Raw genomic sequence first — 22,538 nt, 5'->3', positions numbered from 1 at the left:
GGGCTGCCCATCTACTTCGCCGACCCGCATAGCCCCTGGCAGCGGCCGTGCAACGAGAACATCAACGGCCTGCTACGCCAGTACTTCCCCAAAGGCACCGACCTGTCCTTCCACGGCCCCGGCATCCTGGCCAACGTCGCCGCCGAACTCAACGCCCGCCCCCGCAAACGCCACCAGTGGGCCAGCCCCGCCGAAAAACTCGACGAGCTACTAAACTCACCACCGTCAGGATCCGAATCAGGTCCTGTTGCATCCACCGCCTGAATCCGCCCCGAGGTTCACAGTCGTCCCCTACAAATTTCTGGGAGAAGACACCAAGGGTCGGGGACGAAGTTTCTTCCCCGACTTTTGTGGGCGCATGTTCCTGGCGTCGCCGTCGGAGGAACGCGGCGACCGGCAATCGGTGACTGAGATCGGGCCCGTCAGCGTCCGCTTCCGGGACATGCCCGGAGGACCATCGTCAGGGGCCCGATCCTGGCCACCGGCCCGACCTCCAACACTGGCCGGCGGCTTGCGATCCTCCTCGCTCGGCCAGGGCGAGGTCCACCACAGAAGGCCGACGCGGTTGAGAGTTCAGTGCACGCTGCTGAGAATGGCGAGTACGACACCGACGATGGTGAGGATGCCGACGATCACGGCCATCGCGATCGCCAGGCGACGACGTCCGTGCCTCGCCGCATTGATACCCACGCCGATGCAGATGAGGATCACGGCGGAGTAGAGCGAGATGCTCAGGGTGAGCAGGGCGGCGGAGGAACTGGATGAGTCGGCCTGGGCGAGAACGGTGCCGGTGATCATCCTTCGAGTACATCACCTCGACGTATCTGGCCGTTTCCTGGGTGGATTGTCAGCAGATTGGTGGTCTTGGTCTTGGTCTGCTCTCAGTGTTCGAGATCACTGTGGACGCGGTGAACACCGAGAACTGGCACTCCGATGGCTATCCCGCACAGCCACATTCCCCGCAGCCGCACTCGTCCGGGTGGTACCCGGGCTCGCAAGCACCTGGCGGATACGCGCCCACTTATGCCCAGCCGCAACCAGAACCGCAGCCCGGGCCACCGACGCGTCGTCGACGAACCGTGACCGCTCCGATCATGGCGACGGCACTCATCGCCGGGCTGCTCGGCGGCGCTGTCGGCGTCGGGGGCAGTCTGCTCGTCGACCGGTCGGACAACGTTGCGGCACCGCTGCTCACCTCCGTGCCGGCCGGCAACAACCCGGCCGACCAGCAACCGGGATCGACAACCTATGCGGCGCAAGTGGCTTCGAAGTTCACCGCCGACATCAAGGTCGCCGGAAGCCAGGGGACCGCCGTCGGCAGCGGGATCGTGTTGTCGCAAGACGGTCATGTGCTGACCAACAATCACGTCGTCGATGGTGTCGGGAACAGCGGACGCATCCAGGTGACCACGTCGGACGGTAAGACGTTCGCGGCGTCGGTGACGGGAACGTCTCCGTCCTACGACCTTGCGGTGATCAAGCTGCAGGACGCAAGCGGGTTGACGCCTGCCGCTCTGGGCGAGTCCTCGGGCGTGAAGGTCGGCCAACAAGTTGTCGCCGTCGGATCGCCGGAGAACCTCTCCAACACCGTGACGTCGGGGATCGTCAGTGCGTTGTCGCGCACCGTGACAGCCGGTGACGGCAGTGGCGGCCCGGTCGCGGTCTACAACGGTCTGCAGACCGACACCGCGATCAACCCCGGCAATTCCGGTGGACCACTGGTGAATCTGAGCGGCCAGGTGATCGGCGTGAACTCGGCCGTCAACACCGGTCAGGCGGCATCGGGCGGCGTGCAGGCCTTTGGACTCGGCTTTGCGATACCGGTGGACGTTGCCAAGCGAGTCGCGAATGAGATTCTGCAGCAGGGACACTCGACCAAGCCGGTGCTCGGTGTGTCGGGCTCGATCGGCGGCGACTCCTCGGACCAGGGGGCGCGAGTGGCCTCCGTCCAGTCCGGCGGCCCGGCTGACTCGGCAGGCATTCGGCAGGGCGACGTCGTGACCAAGATCGGTGACGCCACCATCGGTGGCTATGCAGATCTGATGGCCCAGACGTTGACGCACACACCCGGCGATACAGTGCCGGTGACCGTCGAATCGAACGGTCGCACCCGGACCGTGAACGTCACACTGGGTTCGGTGGTCGATCAGGAACAGACCGTCGTGCGCGAATCCGATGATGGCTCAGGTGAATAGGGGATCGTCGACTGCCGAACAGAAACCGTACATGCGGCCAGAAACCGCGGGCCTGGTCGGAAACCCCTGGTGCGCAGCGGGTTTCTAGCCAGACACGCGGCCTCTGGGTTCGCGACTCGCTGGCGCGCACTCGGACGAGGGCGGTCGTCCGGCCACCCCAGGTCGGAGCGTCGCTCACCGACCTCCTCGGATCAGCGACCCACCCGCCGACGTCGTCGGCAATCGTGGAGGCGGAAAGAGTGAGGCCGTCCGGAACGGTCTACGTGAGGAGCCACCGAGGGCACATTTCCCTCGGAGGCACTTCAGCACGACCGTTTCGGACACGAGGTCGACCGGCCGGCCATCTGGCCCGCCAGGAGCGCCGATCGATCCGCCGGCGCGCATAGATGGCAGCATCGTTGGGGACGAAAAACGCTGTAGCAGAGGGTGCCCGCCAGGCGACACCTTCTGCTACGACGTTGGCTGGGCGGCCCGACACCTGGCGCGGACAAGCACCGACAGAGGTTTCAGCTTGCTCCGTTATCCGACGCAAATTGAAACGCTTCGGTGCGAGTGTTCACCCACTGGCCGGACGCTGCGGACATGGCGATCGCGTTTGCGCAGGTCGGCGGCCCGGTCACGTAGCTCTTCGAGTCAGCGACTCACCGTCGGCGTTGCCGACGATCATGGAGGCGGGAAGAGCGCGGCCTCGTCGCAGAAACCGCATTGGTCGCCAGAAACCGCTGATGTGGCCAGAAACCGCTGGTGCGCCTCGGGTTTCTGACCAGACACGCGGTTTCTGAAACCACGACGCGCCTCGGGTTGGTGAAGCGGCCGCCACGGACCACCCATCACAGAGACCTCACTTGTGGTCAGGGACCGTCGGCAGTTCCGAAGGTCTCTGACCAGATATGAGGTCCCTGTCGACGCGCGGTCCTCGCGGCCGCGACGCCACGTAACCCCAGGTCACGACGCTGGTCACTTAACTCTTCGGATCAGCCACCGAACAACAGGTACAACCCACCGAAGGTGTAGGCGACCATCACGACGATGAGTCCGAGCTGGCCGGTCAGTTGGTGTCCCTTGGGGAGGATGCGCAACGAGCGGTCATGCGCGGCAATGACACCCAATACATGGCCGCACAGGACGAACAGCACCTTCATGGTCGCCAACGCGCCCTGATGTTCCGAAAGAACGTAGGACACGGTGAGATTGGAGATACCCAGAACGTTCCAGCCCGCGTCGGCCGGGTCGGCGAGCAGGATCAGGGTGGCCTGTCCCTTCTCGACCAGATAGGACAGGTAGTGAGCGAAGATGTAGCCGACCACGATCGGCACGATCGAATGGATCAGCTGCCCGGGCAACAGGCGCCGCTGCGCCCAGGTCATACCGCCGACCATCTGCGTGGAAACCCAATAGCTCAGCGCCACGATCAACACAGCGCACGCGAGGCCGACGGTCCGCCACAACTGGGGTGCACCGCTGTCCTCGACGAACCTGCCCCATCCCGGGAAGGCGTTGAAACTGTCGAAGGCAGTGGAGCCCAGCAAGACTGCCACAACCGTCACGATGCCGGGTCCGGGGACGAGGCCGCCGAGCGCGTCGAGCGGATTGCGCCAGGCCAGGCGGCCGTCGGGCCCGCGCCCGACGATGGCCAGGTGGGAGATCAGCGTGCTGTACACCTCGAACGGGTCGGCGGCTGCACACCATTCGCGCCCGAAGACCACGGCACCGACGAGAACCACGGCGACATAACACAGCAGCCATGCGCGTACGGCCCACACCTCGCCGTTGCTGCTGCATGCCAGCTCCAGCCAGGCGAACGCGAACAGGCCCAGTGCGCCGGGCCACACCCCGACCCACGCGGGTAGCCGGACCAGCGGAGACCGATCCCGAAACACCCAGCGGTGCAACGTTCGCCACGGTGACAGGACCCGCCAGAACGGACCCAACAGCAGGGATGCGGGAACCAGACCCACCCACACGAGCACGTAGAGAAAACCGGATAGCGGATTGCGACTCGGCTCCGACGATCCGGCGAAGGCCGCGATCGCCACCCAGCCGACCAGCGCGACGGCCAGCATCCGCAGGACACCTCGGACACGCGCATCGTCCGACACCGCGGCAAGCACCGCGGGTAGCCGTGATCCGACGCGCTCCGGGTCGAGGCGTGGGGTCTTCCACACCAGAATCGTGATGACGAACGAAAACGTCAGTGCCCACGCGCCGCCGATGAGCGCGTACGTGAACGGAATGGGCAGGTCCGTCGAGCCGCCGATCCCATGGGCGACAACAAGACTCACTGGTGCGGCCACCGAGGTCCGGTCAACGGACCTGCAGAGTCGCGACGGTCACGTCGGCCTCGTGCAGTTCGACCGCCACCGACCCCGGCACGGTGACGGTGAACTCGAAGCGCTCGCGCTGCGCTCCTGCCGCCACCTCGAAGCTGTGCTCCGGTGTCGAATGAACGTGCACCTCGTCGGCGGCGTCACTGGTGACGTACAGGACGATGGGTGTGCCGACGGTCGCGTCGATCCGGGCATTGCGCGGGGTGACGGTGCCGTTGGCGATGGTGATGTCGATGGTTGTCGCGGTGTCTGCGGAGGGCGGGGGTGACACCTTCGACGCCCCGGACGGTGAAGCGGCGGCACTGCTCGCGCCCGCACTCTCGTCGGTGCCACCGCATCCGGCCAGGCCGACGGCAACGACCACCGCACCCAAGGCTGCGGTCCACCGAATCATCTTGTGCGACATCGCGTCGTGCGTCATGGATCTCCTTTGGTCACATCGTCGTCATCGGGATTGCGTTCGGATGCCTGTCCGTTCTCCGGTGTGGTGGATTCGTCTTCCAGCGCCTCGTGTGCCATCGCTTCCTCCAGCGCCTCGGCGCGGCGGTCGCGGATCACGATGACCAGGATGACGATGACGATGATCGCCACCGGCAGAAGTGCCGGAATCGCCAGCAGGACCGAATGATCGGCCAGATAGATCGTTTGTGCGGCCGACGTCACCGCGTGTGTCCGGTGGTGTGCCGGGCGCGGGGGGCCGAGTCGCCCCCGTCGTCGGCACGCTGGTCTGCTGGTTCGCCGTCGACCTCGGCCATCTGCTCGCGCCGTGCCCGGTTGACGCGCACCGCACCCCAACCCAGCAACCAGATGAAGGCGAGCGTGCAGGCGAGCACCACAAGCGACGCCATGCCGAACGCCAGAGCCGACGCGTCGGCCTTGCGTTCGCGCTGCAGAATCGAGAGTTCCTGCTGGAAGGGATATGGCTGTCCGGACGCTGCCACGACCTCGGTGGCGTCGATACCGGGATCCGCGGGCAGGAAGAGCGGTACCGCACCCATTTCCTTGCCATTCTGGACTCGCAACAACGTCTTCCAGGTTCCGCCGACGGGGAACGGCTTGGTGGTCTCGTAGGTGGTCGGACCCACCTTGCGCAGGGTGTCGATGTGCAGACCACGCAATTCGCTTTCACCGCCCTGCCAAGCCATGACCTGCACCCACTCGGCGTCGTCGGGGATTTCGCGACTGAGTTCGATGGTGGCGGTGCGCATGGTGTTGCCGTCGTCCTCGGCGGCATCGGCAAAGGTGACAGTGGCTGTGAGATCCGGTGTGTGATAAGTCAATCCGTTGGCAGTGACGATGGCGGCGATGGCCACGAAGCCGACCATGATGCCGCGCCGGATCGCGGGACGCGGGAGTTCTTCGCCGCGAACCGCCACCACGAACAATGCGGCGACCAGGCCGGAAATGGTGGCCGACGGAATTGCCATCAACAGTGCCTCGGTGTTGAAACCGTGATTCCACGGAATCGGGAACACGGCGTTCACCCAGATGCGCTCGAGGAAGAAGCCGAGAGTTCCGGCCAGCACGCCGGCGACCGTCCCGAACAGCAGGCGACGGTGGACAAGCGGTGTCAGCGCAAGGATTTCGACGATGATGGCGATGCCGAGATAGAGCGGGAAGTCGCTGTGCGGTGCTTCCGCCGGTACCCAGACGATCCAGGCGATGACCTCGCGGATGATCGCGGCGGCGAGCACGGCGAAGAGGGCTGCGCCCCGTCCGGCGAGCAGTCGGGCGATCACGAGTGCGAAGACGCCGGCCGCCAGCATCAGCGTCGGATGGAAGACGGCCCGGAACTGCTGGACACCGAAGTCGAACTCCACCTGGTACACCGACATGCCGATGACGAGACCGGCGGCCATCATCGCCCGCCCGAACCAGACCATGAAGCTGCCGCGCCCGGGTGGGCGGCCGTCCTCGCCGACGAGTTCGCCTGCGTCGTCGCGGTGGAGCTTGGGAGCCGCTGCACCTTCCCAGTCCAGGATGATGATCGCGAGCAGCGACAGTCCGGCGCCGCCGATGAGCATGAGATGCGTCGGCCCCCAGAGCGTGACGTCCTGCCCGAAGATGCGATGCCAGACGTCATCGAGCGGGAAACCGATGAGCGCGTAGAGGCCTGCGGTGGCGATCAGAATGCCGCCGGTCGGCGCGTACCAGGTGCGGGTGATCTTGACCGGGATGCGCCCCGACTGTGAGCCGGGCGGAGTCCCTTCTTCTTCGCGCGGCAGGATCATCGCGAGTACGCCGCCGATGAAGAGGAAGAACAGGCCGAACAGGATGAAGTAGTGCGCGGGGTTCGCGAGCGGACCCGAGTCGCGCCCGCGTCCGATGTGAAGACTGACATCCCAGATGAACCCGAACATCGCGGTGATGATCGTCGTGGTGAACAGCAGGCTCGGCAGGGCCACCCACGGGGGCCGCCGGAACAGGCGCCCGGCGAATTCGGCAAAGGTCTGTAGCCACGTGATCTTGCGGGTGCGGTGCAGATAGGCGATGAGGCCGAGGCCGGCCGAGATGACGCCGGCGATGGCGGTCATGAGTGCAACTTGATCGAGCGCCGCGCCGCCGCCCTCATCCGCGGCGAGCAGGAGTCCCGGATGCACGACGACAGTGTCCATCAGGTCACAATGCCTGGTTCACCCATATTGTGTCAATAGTCGTTGATATGGTTTCTGGTGCTCAGGTCGCCCGTGTCAACGCGACCACTGCGATCGTCCTGGTGACCTTGTCCTGGTAGGTCTGATAGTCGAAGACATCGTCGATGAGTTTGCGCCAGACGGCATCGCGCTCGGCGCCGGTGATCTCGGCGCCGGTGACCGGAATCGTGTTGCCGTCCAGGGTGATCGACGCCGGAGTAGCCGCCTTGAGGTTCAGCCACCAGCCGGGCTGCCAGTCGGCGCCACCGTTGGAGGCGACGACGATCCATCGCTCTGCGTCGACCATGTACATCAGGGGAGTGGTCCGGGTCTTGCCGCTCTTGCGTCCGGTGGTGGTGAGCAGGAGCAGATCGGCGCCGCGGAATCGCTTGGGGCGAAGCTTGGTCACGACAGCGTTGACCGCGCGATTGAGGGTGACGAACAGCCGCCGTTTCATGCCGGAAGGATAGTCCGCGCGCGCGCGATGCGTGGTTCAGCTGACCGATACCGCGGTGTGCGACGCCGCGTCCGCCAGGATCTTGTGGAGATTCCAGACCGGTCGGTGCGACTCGAACTGGGTCTCGTAGGGAACCTTCATGGTGGCGACGAGGTTGCCGAATCGGTTGTTCACCCAATCCTGGTAGCGGGGCAGGAGTTCGGTGGTCACGTAACGCCAGCGCAGGTCGAACTTCGACCAATCCCAATTGGCGATAGGGGTTTTCACGCTCAGCGTGCGGCCGTCGGCCATCTTTGCCCGGTAGGTGAACGGGATGAAGTTCCGCAGAGCGGGCACACCCGCGATCGACGGTGAGCCGGCGAGCGTCATGGCATAGGTCAATGCCGCGCCGACACCATCGGCCTTGCGGTAGTTGCGGACGTTGTCGAATTGCCAACCGACGACGTTGAATTGCTCACGTCGCAGCAGGGTGGCATTGCCCTGGGAGACCAGCTTCGGATTGCCCGAGGCGATGTCGCGCCAGGCGTTGAGGACGCCGGCGTCGATGAGTCCCGCGTTGTAGAACTCGGTGACACCCTTGAGGCCGTCGCGAGTGAACGCAACGTGCAGAGGCATCAGGTCGGAGAAGATGGCCTTCTGCATGACCAGGATCTGCTTGGAGAACCACTGCAGGTCGTTGGGGGTGATCTTGTCGGCGCCGTAGGCCAGCGTCTGCAGGCCCTTCGGGAAGATCCCGATGAACTGCTTGCCTGCGACCGACGTCGTCGCCTCGATGATCTGCGCAGCCAGCGGCTGCAGGCCTCGGATGGCATAGATGTCGCCCATCATGACGACGTCGGCGATGCCGCCACCGAAGTCCGCCCCGACGAGTCCGGCCATACCCGACCACTGCAGGTTGCGGTGCGCGATCTGGAAGTTCTCGTAGTACCGGTAGGACTTGATCATGTTGCCGCGCATGGCGTGGAAGCCCTTGTCGGGGTCCCAGGTTGCGAGGTCGATCCCGGCCGTGGAGGTGGCCTGTACGAGCCGGTACTGGAACAGCAACGCCCCATAACGCTGCGGCGCAACGCCACTGGCCCGAGCCTCGCCGACGAGACGGGTCAGCTGCGCGAGATCGGTGGGCAGTGCCTTGTTGACCCCGCCGGCGTCGTGGTCGGCGAACCGGTTGGTCAGCGGGAGGTCGAGATAGCGCTCGAAGGTCGACGCCGTCGCCGGCGCTGAGCTCAGAGCGAGGCCACTGATCGCGCACACGAATGCAACAGCCAGGCCAAGGAGTCGGGTGCGCACGTGAATACCTCGGTTTCTCGGAAGTACGAGGAAACGTGCGGCGACGAGACGCGAATCGCTTTCCGCGACACAGCCCCCCGACTGTCTTGTCGTCAGGTGCTCCTCGAGGAACATTTGACGGGTTTGAAAGCTACCGTCGGGTCAGGAGCTCGTCAAAAGGCGACGGAGTGCGCGGAGTATCCATGTTCGAGCAGGTGGGGGGCTGTTTTCGGGTCGATGGCCGCGCGTGCGGCAGGAAAATGTGATGAGACGCACACGCTTATTCGTCTCATTGGTCGGATTGTGGAGGTTCCGCGGCCCGGGCGGGTCGTGCGCGCTCGGGAGGTGCCGCGCCGTGGGAGATGGCCGATGCGGCGTGAACGCCGGCCGCGGCGTCGACCAAGATCTGAACAGCGGTGCTATCTCGCACTCGGGCAATGGCTTTGGAGGCCGTTGAAGGATTCATGGTTCCACTGTCCAGCCACTGCGCCCCGAACAACAGTGGCACCAATGCCTACTATCGATAAGATAGTGACATGCATGATGTGGCGATCCTTGCCTACGGCGGCATGTCTGGTTTCGAGGCCGGTATCGCGGCCGAGATCTTTGGTATGGCGGAGCTCTCCCGACCGTTCGCGGAGGGGATTCCAAGACCCTGGTATCGCGCCTTCTTCTGTGCGGCCGAAGGGCAGGTCGACATGATCGGGGGTGCCACGCTCACGGTGAGTCACGGTCTCGATGACCTGTCGCGGGCCGACACGATCGTCGTGCCGAGCGTGGCCGACGTCTTCGCATCGCCCTCAGGCGATGCGGTCGAGGCCGTGCGCGCGGCCGCCGAGAACGGTGCACGGCTCGTGTCCATCTGCTCTGGCGCGTTCCTGCTGGCCGAGGCCGGTGTGCTCGACGGGCGGCAGGCGACGACGCACTGGATCTACGCCGAGGAACTCGGTCGCCGATACCCGCGCGTCGATGTGGACCCGCGGCCGCTGTACGTCGACGCCGGAAACGTGTTCACCAGTGCGGGCTGTGCCGCGGGCCTTGATCTCTGTGTCCATATCGTGCGGCTCGATCGAGGTCCTCGGGTGGCGAATGATGTGGCACGACGCCTGGTCATCGCGCCGCATCGTTCGGGTGGGCAAGCCCAGTACGTCGAGACGCCGACCGGCGTCGCCGAGCGCGACGGCGTGATCGCCGCCAGCATGGCGTGGGCGCTGGACAACCTGGACCGGCCGATCGGTCTCGATGAACTCGCCGGCGTCGCGCATCTCTCTCGGCGTAGCTACCTTCGGCAGTTCGCCGCGGAAACGGGTACCACTCCCATCAGATGGCTTATCGGGCAGCGAATCTCGGCCAGTCTTGCGCTCCTCGAGGACGGTGGCACGCCGATCGAGGAGATCGCCACGAGCGTCGGGTTCGGTTCGGCGGTGACGTTCCGTCACCACTTCACGAGAACCATGCACACGACGCCGAGCGAGTATCGGGCGTCGTTTCGCATGGTGTGACGGCAGGAAGTGGAAAACCTACCGCATGGTTTGTAAAAACCTACCGGATGGTTTATTCTTGCGAAGTGAGTCCTGCCGAGCCGTCCACCGCCAAAGGCGCCGCGACGCGTGCGCACCTGCTGACCGTCGCTGCGTCCGAGTTCGCGGAAAACGGCTACGAGGCAACCAAATTCAGTGCTCTGATCGCGGCTTCAGGGCTCACCAAAGGTGCGTTCTACTTCTATTTCTCGTCCAAGGCGGAACTCGCTCGCGCGGTGATCGACCACCAGGAGCAACTGTGGATCGACGTGGTCGAGCGTCGCGTGCTGGCTCAAGAGACACCGATCGCCCAACTCATGGAGGTGCTGCCTGCCATGCTCGAACACCTCGAGAGTGATCCTGGGGCGTGGAGTGTGATTCGACTGGTGCGTGAACTCGGCGACTCGGGAAGTCCCCATAAGCCGATCGAAACGTGGATCACGCTGATCGCCAACATCATCCGCGATGGACAGACGGCCGGACAGATGCGTGCCGACATCGACGCGACCGCATTGGCGACTGTCCTGGTGGGCGCGTTCGACGGCATCAAGACACTTGTGGACGCCGGCGCGACCGAGCAGCGCGACCACGACCTTGCCCACTACACCGAAGTTCTCATGTCGTTGGCCGCAGGCGGGCTCGACATCAACCTCGACGACATCAACCCGACAGGACCGAACCATGAATCATCGTGACTCCACCGTTCTCATCACCGGCGCCAGCTCCGGCATCGGCAAGGACTTCGCCGAGACCCTCGCGGCCCAGGGGGCCAACCTGATTCTGACCGCGCGCAGTGTGGACAAGCTCGACGCCCTGGCGGGCGATCTGCGTGCCCGGCACAGTATCCGGACCGACGTGATCGGCGCTGACCTGTCCGTACCGGGCGCGGCGGCCGAACTCGTCGGGGAGATCGACAAGCGCGGTCTCGACGTCGACTTCCTCATCAACAACGCGGGATTCGGCACTCACGGTGATCTTGCCGATGCCGACCCAACCCGAATCAGCAGCGAGGTCGCGCTCAACGTCGCCGCACTGACCGACCTCACGACCGCCTATCTGCAGCTGATGACTGCGCGAGGTTCGGGCGCGATCATCAACGTCGCGAGTACGGCCGCATTTCAGCCGGTGCCGCACATGGCCGTCTACGCCGCGACAAAGGCTTACGTCCTCTCCTTGAGCGAGGCGCTGTGGTGGGAAGCCCGCCGCAATGGTGTGCGGGTGCTCGCGCTCTGCCCGGGTGCCACGGACACCGAGTTCTTCGACGTCGTCGGCTCCGACGATGCCGCGGTCGGCGCCCGACGCACCACTCGTCAGGTCGTCGACACGGCCCTCGATGCGCTCGCTGCGGGGAAGCCGAGCGTGGTCGATGGGCTGCTGAACAAGGTGAGCGCCAATTCTCCCCGATTCGCACCCCGGCGAGTGGTGCTCGCGATCGCCGAGCGGGCGGTCCGTCCGCGCGGCTAGGCCGCTCGGGCGCGGCTTGCGCCGCGGGCGTGCCCCCAGTCGGACTCGAACCGACACTGTGCCGATTTTAAGTCGGCTGCCTCTGCCTATTGGGCTATGGGGGCTCGCCGTACAGCATGTCATCTGTTCGACGGAAACTCGTTGACCGGTCTAACTTACTGCTGATAACTTAACGCCGGAAAGTGTCCGACAACTCTCGGGGGAGTTCTATGTTGGTCCGGATGACCAGATCGATCATCGCAATGCCACGGCGCGTCCTGCTGGTGGCGGTGGTGTTGCTCGCCCTGTGTGGTGTGTACGGAATCGGGGCCGCGCAACATCTGCTTTCCGGTGGGTACAGCGATCCCAACGCGGAATCCACGAAGGCGGAAAAGGTTCTCGACGAGACCTTCAACCGGGGTGGCGTGCAGGTCGTCGTCAAGCTCGACGGTCCGGCCGGGATGAACATGGCCACCGACCCGGCGGCGCGTGCGGTTGGTCCCGATATCGTCCGTGAGCTTTCGGCCACAGAGTATGTGCAGCAACCGATTCTGGCGGTCTGGACGAGTCCGAGCTTGGCGTCGTCGCTGGTGAGTCGGGACGGATCGTCGGCGCTGATCATCGCAACCCTCAGTGGCGGTGAGGAACTCGCGCCCGCGCATGCGGAGGAGATCGAGGCAAAGCTCTCCGGTGAACGGCAAGGGATTTCGGTCCGGGTCGGTGGCCAGGGGTTGGTCTTCAGCCAGGTCAACGAGCAGACGTCCAAGGACCTCGCGGTTGCCGAGGGGATCGCGATCCCGATCAGTTTCCTCGTGCTCATCGTGATTTTCGGCGGAGCGGTCGCCGCCGCGCTCCCGGTGATCATCGGCATCGTGTCCATCGTTGCGACCTTCGCATTGCTGCGGTTCATCGCGGTGTTCGCCGACGTATCCATCTTCGCGCTGAACCTCACCACCGCACTGGGTCTCGCGCTCGCGATCGACTACACCCTGCTCTTGGTGACCCGATATCGGGAAGAGGTCGCCGGAGGAATGAATCGCGACGACGCGATCATCCGCACGTTTGCGACGGCCGGGCGCACGGTCGCGTTCTCCGCTGTGACGGTGGCGCTGTCGCTGTCGGCACTGGCGATCTTCCCGATGTACTTCCTACGTTCCTTCGCCTACGCCGGGCTCGGGGTGGTCTTGGTGGCGGTGCTGGCGGCCCTGGTGTTGACACCGGCGATCCTCATGCTGCTCGGCGATCGGATCGATGCGGCCGACGTTCGGAAACCGTTGCGGCGCTTGTTCGGTCGGCCGGAACCCGTGATCAAGGCCGCCGAGGACACCTGGTGGTATCGCGCGGTGCAATGGGTGCTGCGGCACGCGTTGCCCGTGGCGGCGGTGACCACGGCGTTCCTCCTGGTTCTCGGCGCGCCCTTCCTGTCCATCAGTTTCGGGTTTCCCGACGACCGCGTGCTGCCGCCGAGCGCCAGCGCGCACGCGATCCAGCAAGAGATCCGTGAGGACTTCGAACACGACCTTTCCTCGACGGTCACCATCGTCGCTTCCGGTGCGGTCGATCCTGCTCAACTCGGCGATTACACCCGTACGCTCTCGACCGTCGACGACGTCGGTTCGGCATCGTCGTCGGCCGGTACGTTCATCGAGGGCAAACAGGTGAGTCCGGGGAACCCCGCAGACACCAAGGGTGACGTGCACATCGTGACCGTTGCCACCGATCGTGAGCCGATGTCCGACGCCGGTCTCGACCAACTCGAAAGCCTGCGCGACGTGCCGGTGCCCGCGGGCGTCGAGGTCAAGTTCGCCGGCGTTGCCGCCGCAAACGACGACACGGTGAGTTCGATCTACGCGCACTTACCCTGGGTTCTCGCGGTGATCGCGATCGCGACGTTCATCCTGCTGTTCCTGTTCACCGGCAGCGTGGTCATGCCACTGAAGGCATTGGTGCTCAACATCTTGTCGCTGTCGGCGACGTTCGGTGCGATGGTGTGGTTCTTCCAGGACGGGCATCTCGACGCGCTGGGCACCACCGCGACCGGCTATCTGGTCGCCACGATGCCGGTCCTGATGTTCTGCATCGCCTTCGGCCTGTCGATGGACTACGAGGTATTCCTTCTCGGCCGTATTCGTGAGGAGTGGTTACGGTCCGACGGAACCCGCGCCGCCAACGACCACGCAGTTGCCCTCGGCCTGGCCAAGACCGGTCGCGTGATCACCGCCGCCGCGCTGCTGATGAGCATCGTGTTCGCCGGGATCGCGGCCTCCGAGGTGTCGTTCATGCGCATGTTCGGAGTGGGTTTGACGCTGGCCGTACTGATGGACGCGACTTTGATCCGCATGTTGCTCGTGCCGGCATTCATGCGGCTGCTCGGCCGGGCGAACTGGTGGGCTCCCGGCCCGTTGCGGCGACTCCACGATCGGTTTGGGCTATCGGAGGAATCTCCCGTCGGTGATGATTCGGAGGTGTCCAGTGACCACACGGCGAGCCCGGTCACCCCGCGGATCCGGTGAGATCCTCGCCGAGGAGATCATCGAGGCCGCCAGCGATCTCCTCGTCGAACACGACGACGAGACGGCAGTGTCGATCCGCGCGGTGGCGAACCGGGTCGGTGTCACACCACCGTCGATCTACCTGCACTTTGCCGACAAGGACGCACTGCTCGACGCCGTCTGCGCACGCTATTTCGAGCACCTCGACGCCGAGATGGCGGTCGCCTCCGAGGGCATCGCCGATCCACTCGAGAACGCGCTTGCGCAGGGGTTGGCGTACGTGCGGTTCGCGCTGGCGACGCCCGTGCTGTACCGGGTTGCGTTCCGCAGGCCTCCGGACAGTGGCGAACGCCTCAAGGTCGACGACGTCCTCGCCGCGTCGGCCTACGCGCGATTTCGGAGCACGGTGGCGGCGATGGCCGACGAAGGCATTTGTGCCGCGGCCGACATCGACGACGTCGTCCTCGAACTCTGGGCCGTGGCCCACGGTATCGCGTCGCTGATGATCGCCAAACCCGGTCTGCCGTGGGGCCGTGATCTCCGGCATGCCGAGAACGTCCTGCGTTCGGTGGGTCTGGGTCGGGCGACGCTGACCAGGCTCGGCGAACGCGCCGACCACGACACCGCGCGGGCGTGGTTTGCGGCTCGGGACGTCCGGAGCGAGTCGTCGAACGACAACATGGTCAAGAGAAGGTAAAGTCGCGGGGGAACGGTGCTCGTTTGCGGAACCCGCACGCAGTCGCCGTCGTTGTCACCACAGATATCCGCAACGAATCAGATATCCGTAACGTAAGGAGCGCTTCGTGCGAGAGAGTAGCAATCCGGTGATGCGCGGGGTGGTCCGCGACAATCAGACCGGGTACGCGGGCTTCGGGACCGGCATGGCCGGCGCCGGACAGGCCGCGATGTTCAACCAGTACGGACAGCAGGTCGATCAGCAAGGACGGCCGGTCGACCCGTACACCCAGCCGGCGCCGCCGAGCACTCGCCAGCTCACCATCGACGACGTCGTCACCAAGACCGCCATCACCCTGGCAGTGCTGACGATCTCGGCGATCGCCACGTACTTCCTCGTCGACCAGAACACCGCACTCGCGACGCCCATGATGGCGCTCGGCGGGATCGTCGGCTTCGTTCTCGTACTGGTCGCATCGTTCGGGCGCAAGCAGGACAACCCGGCGATCGTGCTGGCCTACGCTGTCTTCGAAGGCCTTTTCGTCGGTGCCATCTCGTTCGTGTTCGCCGAATTCATGGTTGGGGATTCCGTCTCGGCGGGTGCGCTGATCGGGCAGGCCGTGCTCGGCACCTTCGGTGTCTTCTTCGGAATGCTCGTCGTCTACAAGGTCGGCGCCATCCGCGTCACTCCAAGGTTCACGCGCATGCTGTTCGCCGGAATGATCGGCGTGATCGTGCTGATGCTCGGCAACCTCGTGATCGGCCTGTTCAACGGTGGTGAGGGTTTTGGTCTCCGTAACGGTGGCCCGCTGGCGATCGTCTTCTCGCTCGTCTGCATCGCGCTCGCGGCGTTCAGCTTCCTGCTCGACTTCGACGCCGCCGATCGCCTCATCCGCGCCGGTGCGCCGTCGCGCGCCGCGTGGGGTGTGGCACTGGGCCTCACCGTCACCCTGGTCTGGCTCTACATCGAGATCCTGCGCCTGCTGAGTTACTTCAACTCCGACTAGTCGCAGCAATGACCACGACGAGGGCCTCGCACCAATGGGTGCGAGGCCTTCGTCGTTGGTGCGGCGGACACTTCCCGCTCAAGGGGGTGCTGGTGACATCTGCTCGCGTGTCTCCCACCTGCGCGCGATGCATTGCGAGGAAATGGGAGAAACGCGAGCACCTGCGTCGTCGAGCCCGCGACCATCGATCGGCGCGTTCCGCGGAACGCGCCACGCGCTCGTGGCGCCCGCAGAAAATAGGGGAAGAAACTTCGTCCCCTACCCTCAGAGTCCTCCCCTAGAAACTTCTGGGGGAGGACTCTGAACCTAGGGGAGGAAAACTCTTCCCCTAGATTCTGCGAGCACGACGCTGACGTATTTGCCCAGGTCAGCGGGCTAATCTCCGAATCTTCGGGTCAGCCGAGCCGCTCGAGCACCATCGCCATGCCCTGTCCGCCACCGACGCACATCGACTCGATGCCGAAGGTCTTGTCGTGGGTCTGCAGGTTGTTGAGCAGGGTCGTGGTGATGCGGGCGCCGGTCATGCCGAACGGGTGGCCGAGGGCGATGGCACCGCCGGAGACATTGAGCTTGTCGTGGTCGATGCCGAGTGCGTCGGCCGAGCCGAGCACCTGCACGGCGAACGCCTCATTGATCTCGACGAGATCGATGTCGGAGATCGACATGCCCGAGACGCGCAGCACCTTGCGGATCGCCTCGATCGGTCCGAGGCCCATGATCTCCGGAGACAGGCCGGTGGCCGCTGTGGCGACGACTCGCGCGAGGGGCGTCAGACCGAGTTCCTTGGCCTTGGTGTCACTCATGATCACCAGTGCGGCGGCGCCGTCGTTGAGCGGGCATGCGTTTCCGGCGGTAATGGTGCCATCCGGACGGAAGACCGGCTTGAGCTGCGACACCTTCTCGTAGGTGGTGCCCGCGCGCGGACCGTCGTCGGTGGTCACGAGCGTGCCGTCGGGCAGGGTGACCGCGTCGATCTCGCGCTCGAAGAAGCCCGCCTTGATGGCGTCCTCCGCGCGGTTCTGACTGAGCACGCCCCAGCGGTCCTGGTCTTCGCGAGAGATGCCCGTGGAACTCGCCACATTCTCGGCGGTCTGGCCCATCGCGATGTAGACATCGGGGATCAGGCCGTCCGCGCGCGGGTCGGTCCACGCCGGAGCGCCACCCTCGGCGGCTTTCGCAGTCCGGGCCTGCGCCTCGTCGAACACCGGGTTCTTGGAGTTCGGTGCGCCGTCGGCGCCGCCCGAGATCCCGAAGCTCGAGACGCTCTCCACGCCGCCGGAGATCAGCACGTCGGCCTCGCCGGCCTTGATGGCATGTAGAGCCATGCGCGTGGTCTGCAACGACGACGAACAGTAGCGGTTCACGCTGACACCGGGGATGTGGTCGTAGCCGAGTTCGACGGCGATCACACGGGCGATGTTGTACCCGCCCTGGCCGCCGGGTTGTCCGATGCCCCAATGGATGTCCTCGATGTCGGCAGGGTCGAGTTCGGGGACCTTGGCGAGCGCGGCGGCGACCATCTGGCGGGAGAGTTCGTCGGGGCGGACGTCCTTGAGCGACCCCTTCCCGGCGCGGCCGATCGGGGAGCGGGCATGGGCAACGATCACGGCTTCAGGCATGAGCCCAAGCTACACCTGCCTACCAAGCGGGTGCTTGGTCAGGGCTGCTCAAGAGACACCGATAGCGCGCCGCACCCGATTGATGAGTCGATTCTGCTCGGCGGCCTCCGACACCTCCGGAGGTTCGGGCAGCGGAGCCGGCCCCCATTCGCCGATGGCGGCCAGCACCTCGGGCAACAGGATGTCGGCGGCCAGCGCGTAACCCGCTGCGGACGGGTGATATTGGTCGGGGGAGAACATGTGCTCCGGTTTGGCGAGGAACTCCTTGGCCATGACGTCGGCCATGGGTACCGGACGGCCTCCCGCCGAACGCACGGCACCGCGCTGGGCGGCCGCCAACCGCAGACCCCACCGGCGCAACACCGTGCGAAGCGGCTGGGGTATCGCGGTGATGACGCCGAAGTCGGGGCAGGTCCCCACGACCACCGCGGCGCCGCCGGCGACGAGCATCCGTACCGCCTCGCCGAGCCGCTGGGCCGACGAGCGGATGCCGTTGGTCGCGGTCACGTCGTTGGCGCCCACGAGGATGACCGCGATATCCGGCCGGTCGCCGGCGATGTGCATCGCCTCCACCTGCGCGGCAAGCCCGCGCGACGTGGCGCCGACGATCGCCTTGTTGCTGTACCGGATCGTTCGCCCGGTCTCCGCCGAGACCCGGCGGGCGAGGATCACGCCAGGTGTTTCGTCGGCGGTGTCGGCGCCGAGTCCTGCCGCCGTGGAGTCACCGAAGACGGTGAGGTGGAGGTCGACGGGGTGGTCGCGCCGATAGGGCACGGGCCCGGTGCCGTCGGGGTAGTAGATCCCGTCGCCGTCGGGTGCATTGTCGGTGCGGTGCGGAATGGTCGTCCGGGCGGCGGCAGCCTGATAGTGCAGAAAGTTGTAGAACGCCCATGACGCACCGGCGCTCGCTGCCGCGGCGGCCACGGTGGCGCCGATGTCACGGAGTCGGTTGTCGGTCGCACCATCACCCACGTCGGACACGGCCCACAGTCTAATCGTCGGGCATGGGACGATGGACGCATGCGCATTGCCAATCACGTCGTTGATCTGGTGGGCAACACCCCGCTGGTCAAACTCAACTCGGTGACCACGCCCGGATCGGGTCTCGTCGCCGCCAAGGTCGAGTACCTCAATCCCGGTGGAAGCAGCAAGGATCGCATCGCCGTCCGCATGGTCGACGCGGCCGAGCGCTCCGGCGAGCTGAAGCCCGGCGGGACCATCGTGGAGCCGACGTCGGGTAACACCGGTGTCGGACTCGCCCTGGTGGCGCAACAGCGCGGCTACAAGTGCGTGTTCGTGTGCCCCGACAAGGTCGGCGAGGACAAGCGCAACGTCCTGCGCGCGTACGGCGCCGAGGTCGTGGTCTGCCCGACCGCCGTCGAGCCGTCACACCCCGACAGCTACTACAGCGTCTCAGACCGCCTGACTCGCGAGATCGAGGGCGCATGGAAGCCCAACCAGTACGCGAATCCGGCGGGTCCGCAGAGTCACTACGAGACCACCGGCCCGGAGATCTGGAACGACACCGACGGCAAGATCACCCACTTTGTGGCGGGGGTCGGAACCGGCGGGACCATCACGGGCACCGGTCGCTACCTCAAAGAGGTGTCGGGCGGCGCGGTGAAGGTGGTGGGCGTCGACCCGGAGGGTTCGGTGTACTCGGGTGGAACCGGTCGCCCGTACCTCGTCGAAGGCGTCGGTGAGGACTTCTGGCCGGACGCTTACGACCCGAGCGTGCCCGACGAGATCATCGCGGTGAGTGACGCCGACTCCTTCGACATGACGCGCCGACTCGCCCGCGAGGAGGGACTGCTGGTGGGCGGGTCCTGCGGGATGGCCGCGGTGGCCGCCCTGCAGGTGGCGCAGCGCGAGGGGCCCGACGCGGTGGTCGTGGTGCTGCTGCCCGACGGCGGCCGTGGCTACATGGCCAAGATCTTCAACGACGAGTGGATGAGCAGCTACGGATTCCTGCGCACGCCCCTCGACGGGAAGACCAAGGAGTCGCTGGTGGGCGACGTCCTGCGGGGCAAGACCGGCGCGCTACCGGACCTCGTGCACACCCACCCGCAGGAGACACTGCGCGACGCCATCGAGATCCTGCGCGAGTACGGCGTCTCCCAGATGCCGGTGGTCGGGGCCGAGCCGCCGGTGATGGCGGGCGAGGTTGCCGGTGCGGTCACCGAACGGGATCTGCTCAGCGCGGTGTTCGAAGGACGAGCGAGCCTCGCCGACCCGGTGTCGGCGCACATGGGCGAACCGTTCCCGTTGATCGGGTCCGGCGAGCCGGTGTCGGCGGCGACCAAGGCGCTGAGCGAATCCGACGCCCTCATGGTGGTCGAAGAAGGCAAACCCATCGGCGTCATCACCCGCCACGACCTGCTGGCCTTTGTCAGCACCCACCCCATCGTCGGTTAGGAGCATCGAGTGAGTGAGAAGCGCAGCGCTGCGGATTCTGTTCGCTGGCAAGGCTTTTCGACCAGAGCAATCCACGCCGGGTACGACCCGGATCCGCAGACCGGCGCGGTCAACGTGCCGATCTACGCGAGTTCGACCTTCGCCCAGGACGGGGTCGGCGGGCTGCGCGACGGATTCGAATACGGCCGCACCGGCAACCCCACCAGGCGTGCTCTCGAAGCCAATCTCGCGGCGCTCGAACATGGAACCTACGGTCGCGCTTTCGGATCCGGCATGGCGGCCACCGATACACTGCTCCGCTCGACGCTGCGTCCCGGTGACCATCTCGTCATCCCGAACGATGCGTACGGCGGAACGTTCCGACTCATCGACAAGGTGTTCAGCCAGTGGGGGATCAGCTATTCGGTTGCCCCGGTCACCGACGTCGACGCGGTGCGCGCGGCGGTCCGACCGGAAACCAAACTCGTCTGGACCGAGACCCCCACCAACCCGCTGCTGAACGTGGGCGACATCGAGGCGCTGGCCGGGGTGGCGCACGACGCGGGCGCGAAACTGGTGGTGGACAACACGTTTGCCTCGCCCTACCTGCAGCAGCCGTTGTTGCTGGGTGCCGACGTCGTACTCCATTCCACCACCAAGTACCTCGGCGGACACTCCGACGTGGTCGGGGGTACCCTGATCACGGACTCCGAGGAACTCGACGAGGCGTTCGCGTTCCTGCAGAACGGCGCCGGTGCGGTACCCGGCCCGTTCGACGGATACCTGACCATGCGCGGCATCAAAACCCTTGCGGTGCGTATGGATCGGCACTGCGACAACGCCGAGAAGGTCGTCGACTACCTGTCGTCGCACGACAAGATCGAGAGCGTCCTCTATCCGGGGCTGTCGACACACCCCGGCCACGGGGCCGCGAGTAAGCAGATGAAGCGTTACGGCGGCATGGTGTCGGTGCTCGTGAAGGGCGGCATCGAGCCGGCCAAGGAGTTCTGCGCGCGCACCGAGGTTTTCACGCTTGCCGAATCGCTCGGCGGGATCGAGTCGCTGATCGAGCATCCGGGTGCGATGACGCACGCATCGACCGCGGGCTCGCTGCTCGAGGTGCCGGCGAATCTGGTTCGCCTGTCGGTGGGCATCGAGGACATCGACGACATCCTCGGTGATCTCGACAACGCACTGGCCTGAAATCCGAAGGCGCCGATGCTGATCACCCGCACTGACATCGACGACGCGGTGGCGGCGCTCGCCCCGGTGATGCGTCGAACCCCGTTGGTCGCCTCGCGGGTGCTCTCGGAGCGCTCGGGCTGCGAGGTGTGGCTCAAGTGCGAGAATCTGCAGCGCACCGGCTCCTTCAAACCACGCGGCGCCTACTTGCGGATCTCGCGACTCGCGCCCGACGAGCGGGCCCGTGGTGTGGTCGCGGCCAGTGCGGGCAACCACGCGCAGGGTGTTGCGTGGTCGGCGACGGAACTCGGCATCCCGTCGCGCGTCTACATGCCGACCGGCGCGTCACTACCCAAGATCGCGGCCACCAAAGCCTATGGCGCCGAGGTGGTTCTGGAGGGTTCGACCGTCGACGAGGCGCTCGTCGCGGCCAAGCGGTATGCCCAGGAGACCGGCGCCGCGCTGATCCACCCGTTCGACCACCCCGACATCGTCACCGGGCAGGCGACCGTGGGTGCGGAGATCCTGCAACAGATGCCCGATGTGTCGGCGGTGGTGGTGCCGCTCGGCGGTGGCGGGCTGCTCGCCGGAGTGGCCGCGGCCATCAAAGTGCAGCGTCCCGAGGTGAAGGTGATCGGGGTGCAGGCGGCGGACGCCGCGGCATGGCCCCGATCGATCCAGCAGAATCGTCCGGTCGCGGCGGAGTCGATGAACACGATGGCCGACGGTATCGCCGTCGCGATGCCCGGAGAGGTGCCGTTCGAGCACGTGACGGCGTACGTGGACTCGGTCGTCACGGTCAGCGAGGACATGCTGAGCACGGCACTCCTCACGATTCTCGAACGTGCCAAACTCGTCGTCGAACCCGCGGGTGCAGCAGGTGTCGCGGCGATGATGGCACCGGAGTTGGCCGACCTCTCCGGGAAGGTCTGTGTCGTCGTGTCCGGCGGCAACATCGACCCGCTCCTGCTCACCCACGTGACCACGCACGGACTCACCGCGGCTGGGCGCTACCTGACGGTCACCGCGACCATCTCCGACCGTCCCGGCGGGCTGATCGCCTTCCTGGAGTTGCTGCGCGACCATGGGGCCAGCGTGCTCGACGTCGTGCACTCCCGCGTCGCCGACGATCTGTATCTCGACGAGGTGCAGGTGACGGTCAGCGTCGAGACACGCGGGCACGACCATCAGCGCGAGTTGCGAGCGGCGCTGGCCGACGCCGGTTTCCTACGAGGGTGAACCGTCGGGTCCGTTTGGGGCCGGGGGCTTGCGGGTCGGATTAGTCTGGATTGGTAGCCCGGGTCGAAGGTCCCGGGCCGACCGAGGGA

The 22,538-nt window shown here is 65.8% G+C and carries 20 protein-coding genes and 1 tRNA gene; 11 read left to right on the top strand and 10 right to left on the bottom strand.

All coding sequences use genetic code 11. From position 1 onward, the window contains the following. The coding region (locus tag ACWDTF_RS03375) for a transposase (protein WP_449753954.1) at positions 1–264 on the top strand (264 nt) is incomplete at its 5' end. 309 nt (positions 265–573) lie between these two features. Here ACWDTF_RS03375 and ACWDTF_RS03370 read toward each other — a convergent pair. Further along, the gene (locus ACWDTF_RS03370) at positions 574–798 is read right to left on the bottom strand and encodes a hypothetical protein (RefSeq protein WP_240856566.1); all 225 of its coding nucleotides are present in this window, start codon (positions 796–798) and stop codon (positions 574–576) included. A gap of 95 nt (positions 799–893) precedes the next feature. On the opposite strand from ACWDTF_RS03370, the gene ACWDTF_RS03365 reads away from it, so the two are divergent. Then, positions 894–2,195 (top strand): trypsin-like peptidase domain-containing protein, encoded by a 1,302-nt coding sequence (locus tag ACWDTF_RS03365; protein ID WP_433259447.1) that lies wholly within the window; start codon positions 894–896, stop codon positions 2,193–2,195. A 974-nt stretch (positions 2,196–3,169) separates the two neighbouring features. On the opposite strand, the gene ACWDTF_RS03360 is transcribed toward ACWDTF_RS03365, so the two are convergent. From ACWDTF_RS03360 to ACWDTF_RS03335, 6 genes are all read right to left on the bottom strand, one after another. Then, a complete protein-coding gene (locus ACWDTF_RS03360) occupies positions 3,170–4,477 on the bottom strand; it encodes a hypothetical protein (protein WP_449753953.1) in 1,308 nt (435 codons plus the stop codon). A 22-nt stretch (positions 4,478–4,499) separates the two neighbouring features. Continuing rightward, positions 4,500–4,943 carry a hypothetical protein gene (locus tag ACWDTF_RS03355; RefSeq protein WP_433258648.1) on the bottom strand — a complete coding sequence of 148 codons (444 nt, stop codon included), beginning with the start codon at positions 4,941–4,943 and terminating at the stop codon, positions 4,500–4,502. Further along, positions 4,940–5,185 (bottom strand): hypothetical protein, encoded by a 246-nt coding sequence (locus tag ACWDTF_RS03350; RefSeq protein WP_355277584.1) that lies wholly within the window; start codon positions 5,183–5,185, stop codon positions 4,940–4,942. Before ACWDTF_RS03350 ends, ACWDTF_RS03355 begins: the two co-directional genes overlap by 4 nt. Continuing rightward, complete coding sequence (locus tag ACWDTF_RS03345; protein WP_449753952.1) at positions 5,182–7,137, bottom strand: hypothetical protein; 1,956 nt, start codon at positions 7,135–7,137, stop codon at positions 5,182–5,184. The genes ACWDTF_RS03350 and ACWDTF_RS03345 overlap by 4 nt, the downstream gene beginning before the upstream one ends. Before the next feature lie 61 nt (positions 7,138–7,198). Further along, the gene (locus ACWDTF_RS03340; RefSeq protein ID WP_449753951.1) at positions 7,199–7,612 is read right to left on the bottom strand and encodes a nitroreductase/quinone reductase family protein; all 414 of its coding nucleotides are present in this window, start codon (positions 7,610–7,612) and stop codon (positions 7,199–7,201) included. A 36-nt stretch (positions 7,613–7,648) separates the two neighbouring features. Further along, the gene (locus ACWDTF_RS03335; protein ID WP_374246549.1) at positions 7,649–8,905 is read right to left on the bottom strand and encodes a hypothetical protein; all 1,257 of its coding nucleotides are present in this window, start codon (positions 8,903–8,905) and stop codon (positions 7,649–7,651) included. A 509-nt stretch (positions 8,906–9,414) separates the two neighbouring features. Between ACWDTF_RS03335 and ACWDTF_RS03330 the strand changes: the two genes are divergently transcribed. From ACWDTF_RS03330 to ACWDTF_RS03320, 3 genes are all read left to right on the top strand, one after another. Beyond that, entirely contained in the window at positions 9,415–10,380 is a 966-nt protein-coding gene (locus ACWDTF_RS03330; RefSeq protein WP_240856572.1) for a helix-turn-helix domain-containing protein, read from the top strand. Between the two features lie 65 nt (positions 10,381–10,445). Continuing rightward, a complete protein-coding gene (locus tag ACWDTF_RS03325) occupies positions 10,446–11,093 on the top strand; it encodes a TetR/AcrR family transcriptional regulator (protein ID WP_240856573.1) in 648 nt (215 codons plus the stop codon). Next, positions 11,080–11,862 (top strand): SDR family NAD(P)-dependent oxidoreductase, encoded by a 783-nt coding sequence (locus ACWDTF_RS03320; protein ID WP_355277573.1) that lies wholly within the window; start codon positions 11,080–11,082, stop codon positions 11,860–11,862. The genes ACWDTF_RS03325 and ACWDTF_RS03320 overlap by 14 nt, the downstream gene beginning before the upstream one ends. Positions 11,863–11,892: 30 nt before the next feature. On the opposite strand, the gene ACWDTF_RS03315 is transcribed toward ACWDTF_RS03320, so the two are convergent. After that, positions 11,893–11,966 (bottom strand) — tRNA-Leu (locus tag ACWDTF_RS03315). 105 nt (positions 11,967–12,071) lie between these two features. On the opposite strand from ACWDTF_RS03315, the gene ACWDTF_RS03310 reads away from it, so the two are divergent. The 3 genes from ACWDTF_RS03310 (at position 12,072) to ACWDTF_RS03300 (ending at position 16,015) form a co-directional block, all read left to right on the top strand. Next, positions 12,072–14,354, top strand: a complete 2,283-nt coding sequence (locus ACWDTF_RS03310; RefSeq protein ID WP_449753950.1) for an MMPL family transporter — start codon at positions 12,072–12,074, stop codon at positions 14,352–14,354. Then, the gene (locus tag ACWDTF_RS03305; RefSeq protein ID WP_355277602.1) at positions 14,296–15,030 is read left to right on the top strand and encodes a TetR/AcrR family transcriptional regulator; all 735 of its coding nucleotides are present in this window, start codon (positions 14,296–14,298) and stop codon (positions 15,028–15,030) included. The genes ACWDTF_RS03310 and ACWDTF_RS03305 overlap by 59 nt, the downstream gene beginning before the upstream one ends. Positions 15,031–15,136: 106 nt before the next feature. Further along, a complete protein-coding gene (locus tag ACWDTF_RS03300) occupies positions 15,137–16,015 on the top strand; it encodes a Bax inhibitor-1/YccA family protein (RefSeq protein WP_240856576.1) in 879 nt (292 codons plus the stop codon). Between the two features lie 395 nt (positions 16,016–16,410). On the opposite strand, the gene ACWDTF_RS03295 is transcribed toward ACWDTF_RS03300, so the two are convergent. Both ACWDTF_RS03295 and ACWDTF_RS03290 read right to left on the bottom strand, forming a co-directional pair. Then, positions 16,411–17,634 (bottom strand): acetyl-CoA C-acetyltransferase, encoded by a 1,224-nt coding sequence (locus ACWDTF_RS03295; RefSeq protein ID WP_449753949.1) that lies wholly within the window; start codon positions 17,632–17,634, stop codon positions 16,411–16,413. Between the two features lie 48 nt (positions 17,635–17,682). After that, positions 17,683–18,615 (bottom strand): SGNH/GDSL hydrolase family protein, encoded by a 933-nt coding sequence (locus ACWDTF_RS03290; RefSeq protein ID WP_240856578.1) that lies wholly within the window; start codon positions 18,613–18,615, stop codon positions 17,683–17,685. Positions 18,616–18,654: 39 nt separating this feature from the next. On the opposite strand from ACWDTF_RS03290, the gene ACWDTF_RS03285 reads away from it, so the two are divergent. The 3 genes from ACWDTF_RS03285 to ilvA are packed head-to-tail and all read left to right on the top strand — an operon-like array spanning position 18,655 to position 22,449. Further along, positions 18,655–20,049, top strand: a complete 1,395-nt coding sequence (locus tag ACWDTF_RS03285; protein ID WP_240856579.1) for a cystathionine beta-synthase — start codon at positions 18,655–18,657, stop codon at positions 20,047–20,049. Between the two features lie 9 nt (positions 20,050–20,058). Then, positions 20,059–21,231: a cystathionine gamma-synthase gene (locus ACWDTF_RS03280; RefSeq protein ID WP_449753948.1), complete on the top strand. Its 1,173-nt coding sequence runs from the start codon at positions 20,059–20,061 to the stop codon at positions 21,229–21,231. A gap of 15 nt (positions 21,232–21,246) precedes the next feature. Further along, positions 21,247–22,449 carry a threonine ammonia-lyase gene (gene ilvA, locus ACWDTF_RS03275; RefSeq protein ID WP_240856581.1) on the top strand — a complete coding sequence of 401 codons (1,203 nt, stop codon included), beginning with the start codon at positions 21,247–21,249 and terminating at the stop codon, positions 22,447–22,449. Positions 22,450–22,538: the final 89 nt, after the last annotated feature.

This window comes from Gordonia sp. NPDC003422, from assembly GCF_053588675.1.
This window is presented reverse-complemented; position numbering and strand designations above follow the sequence as displayed.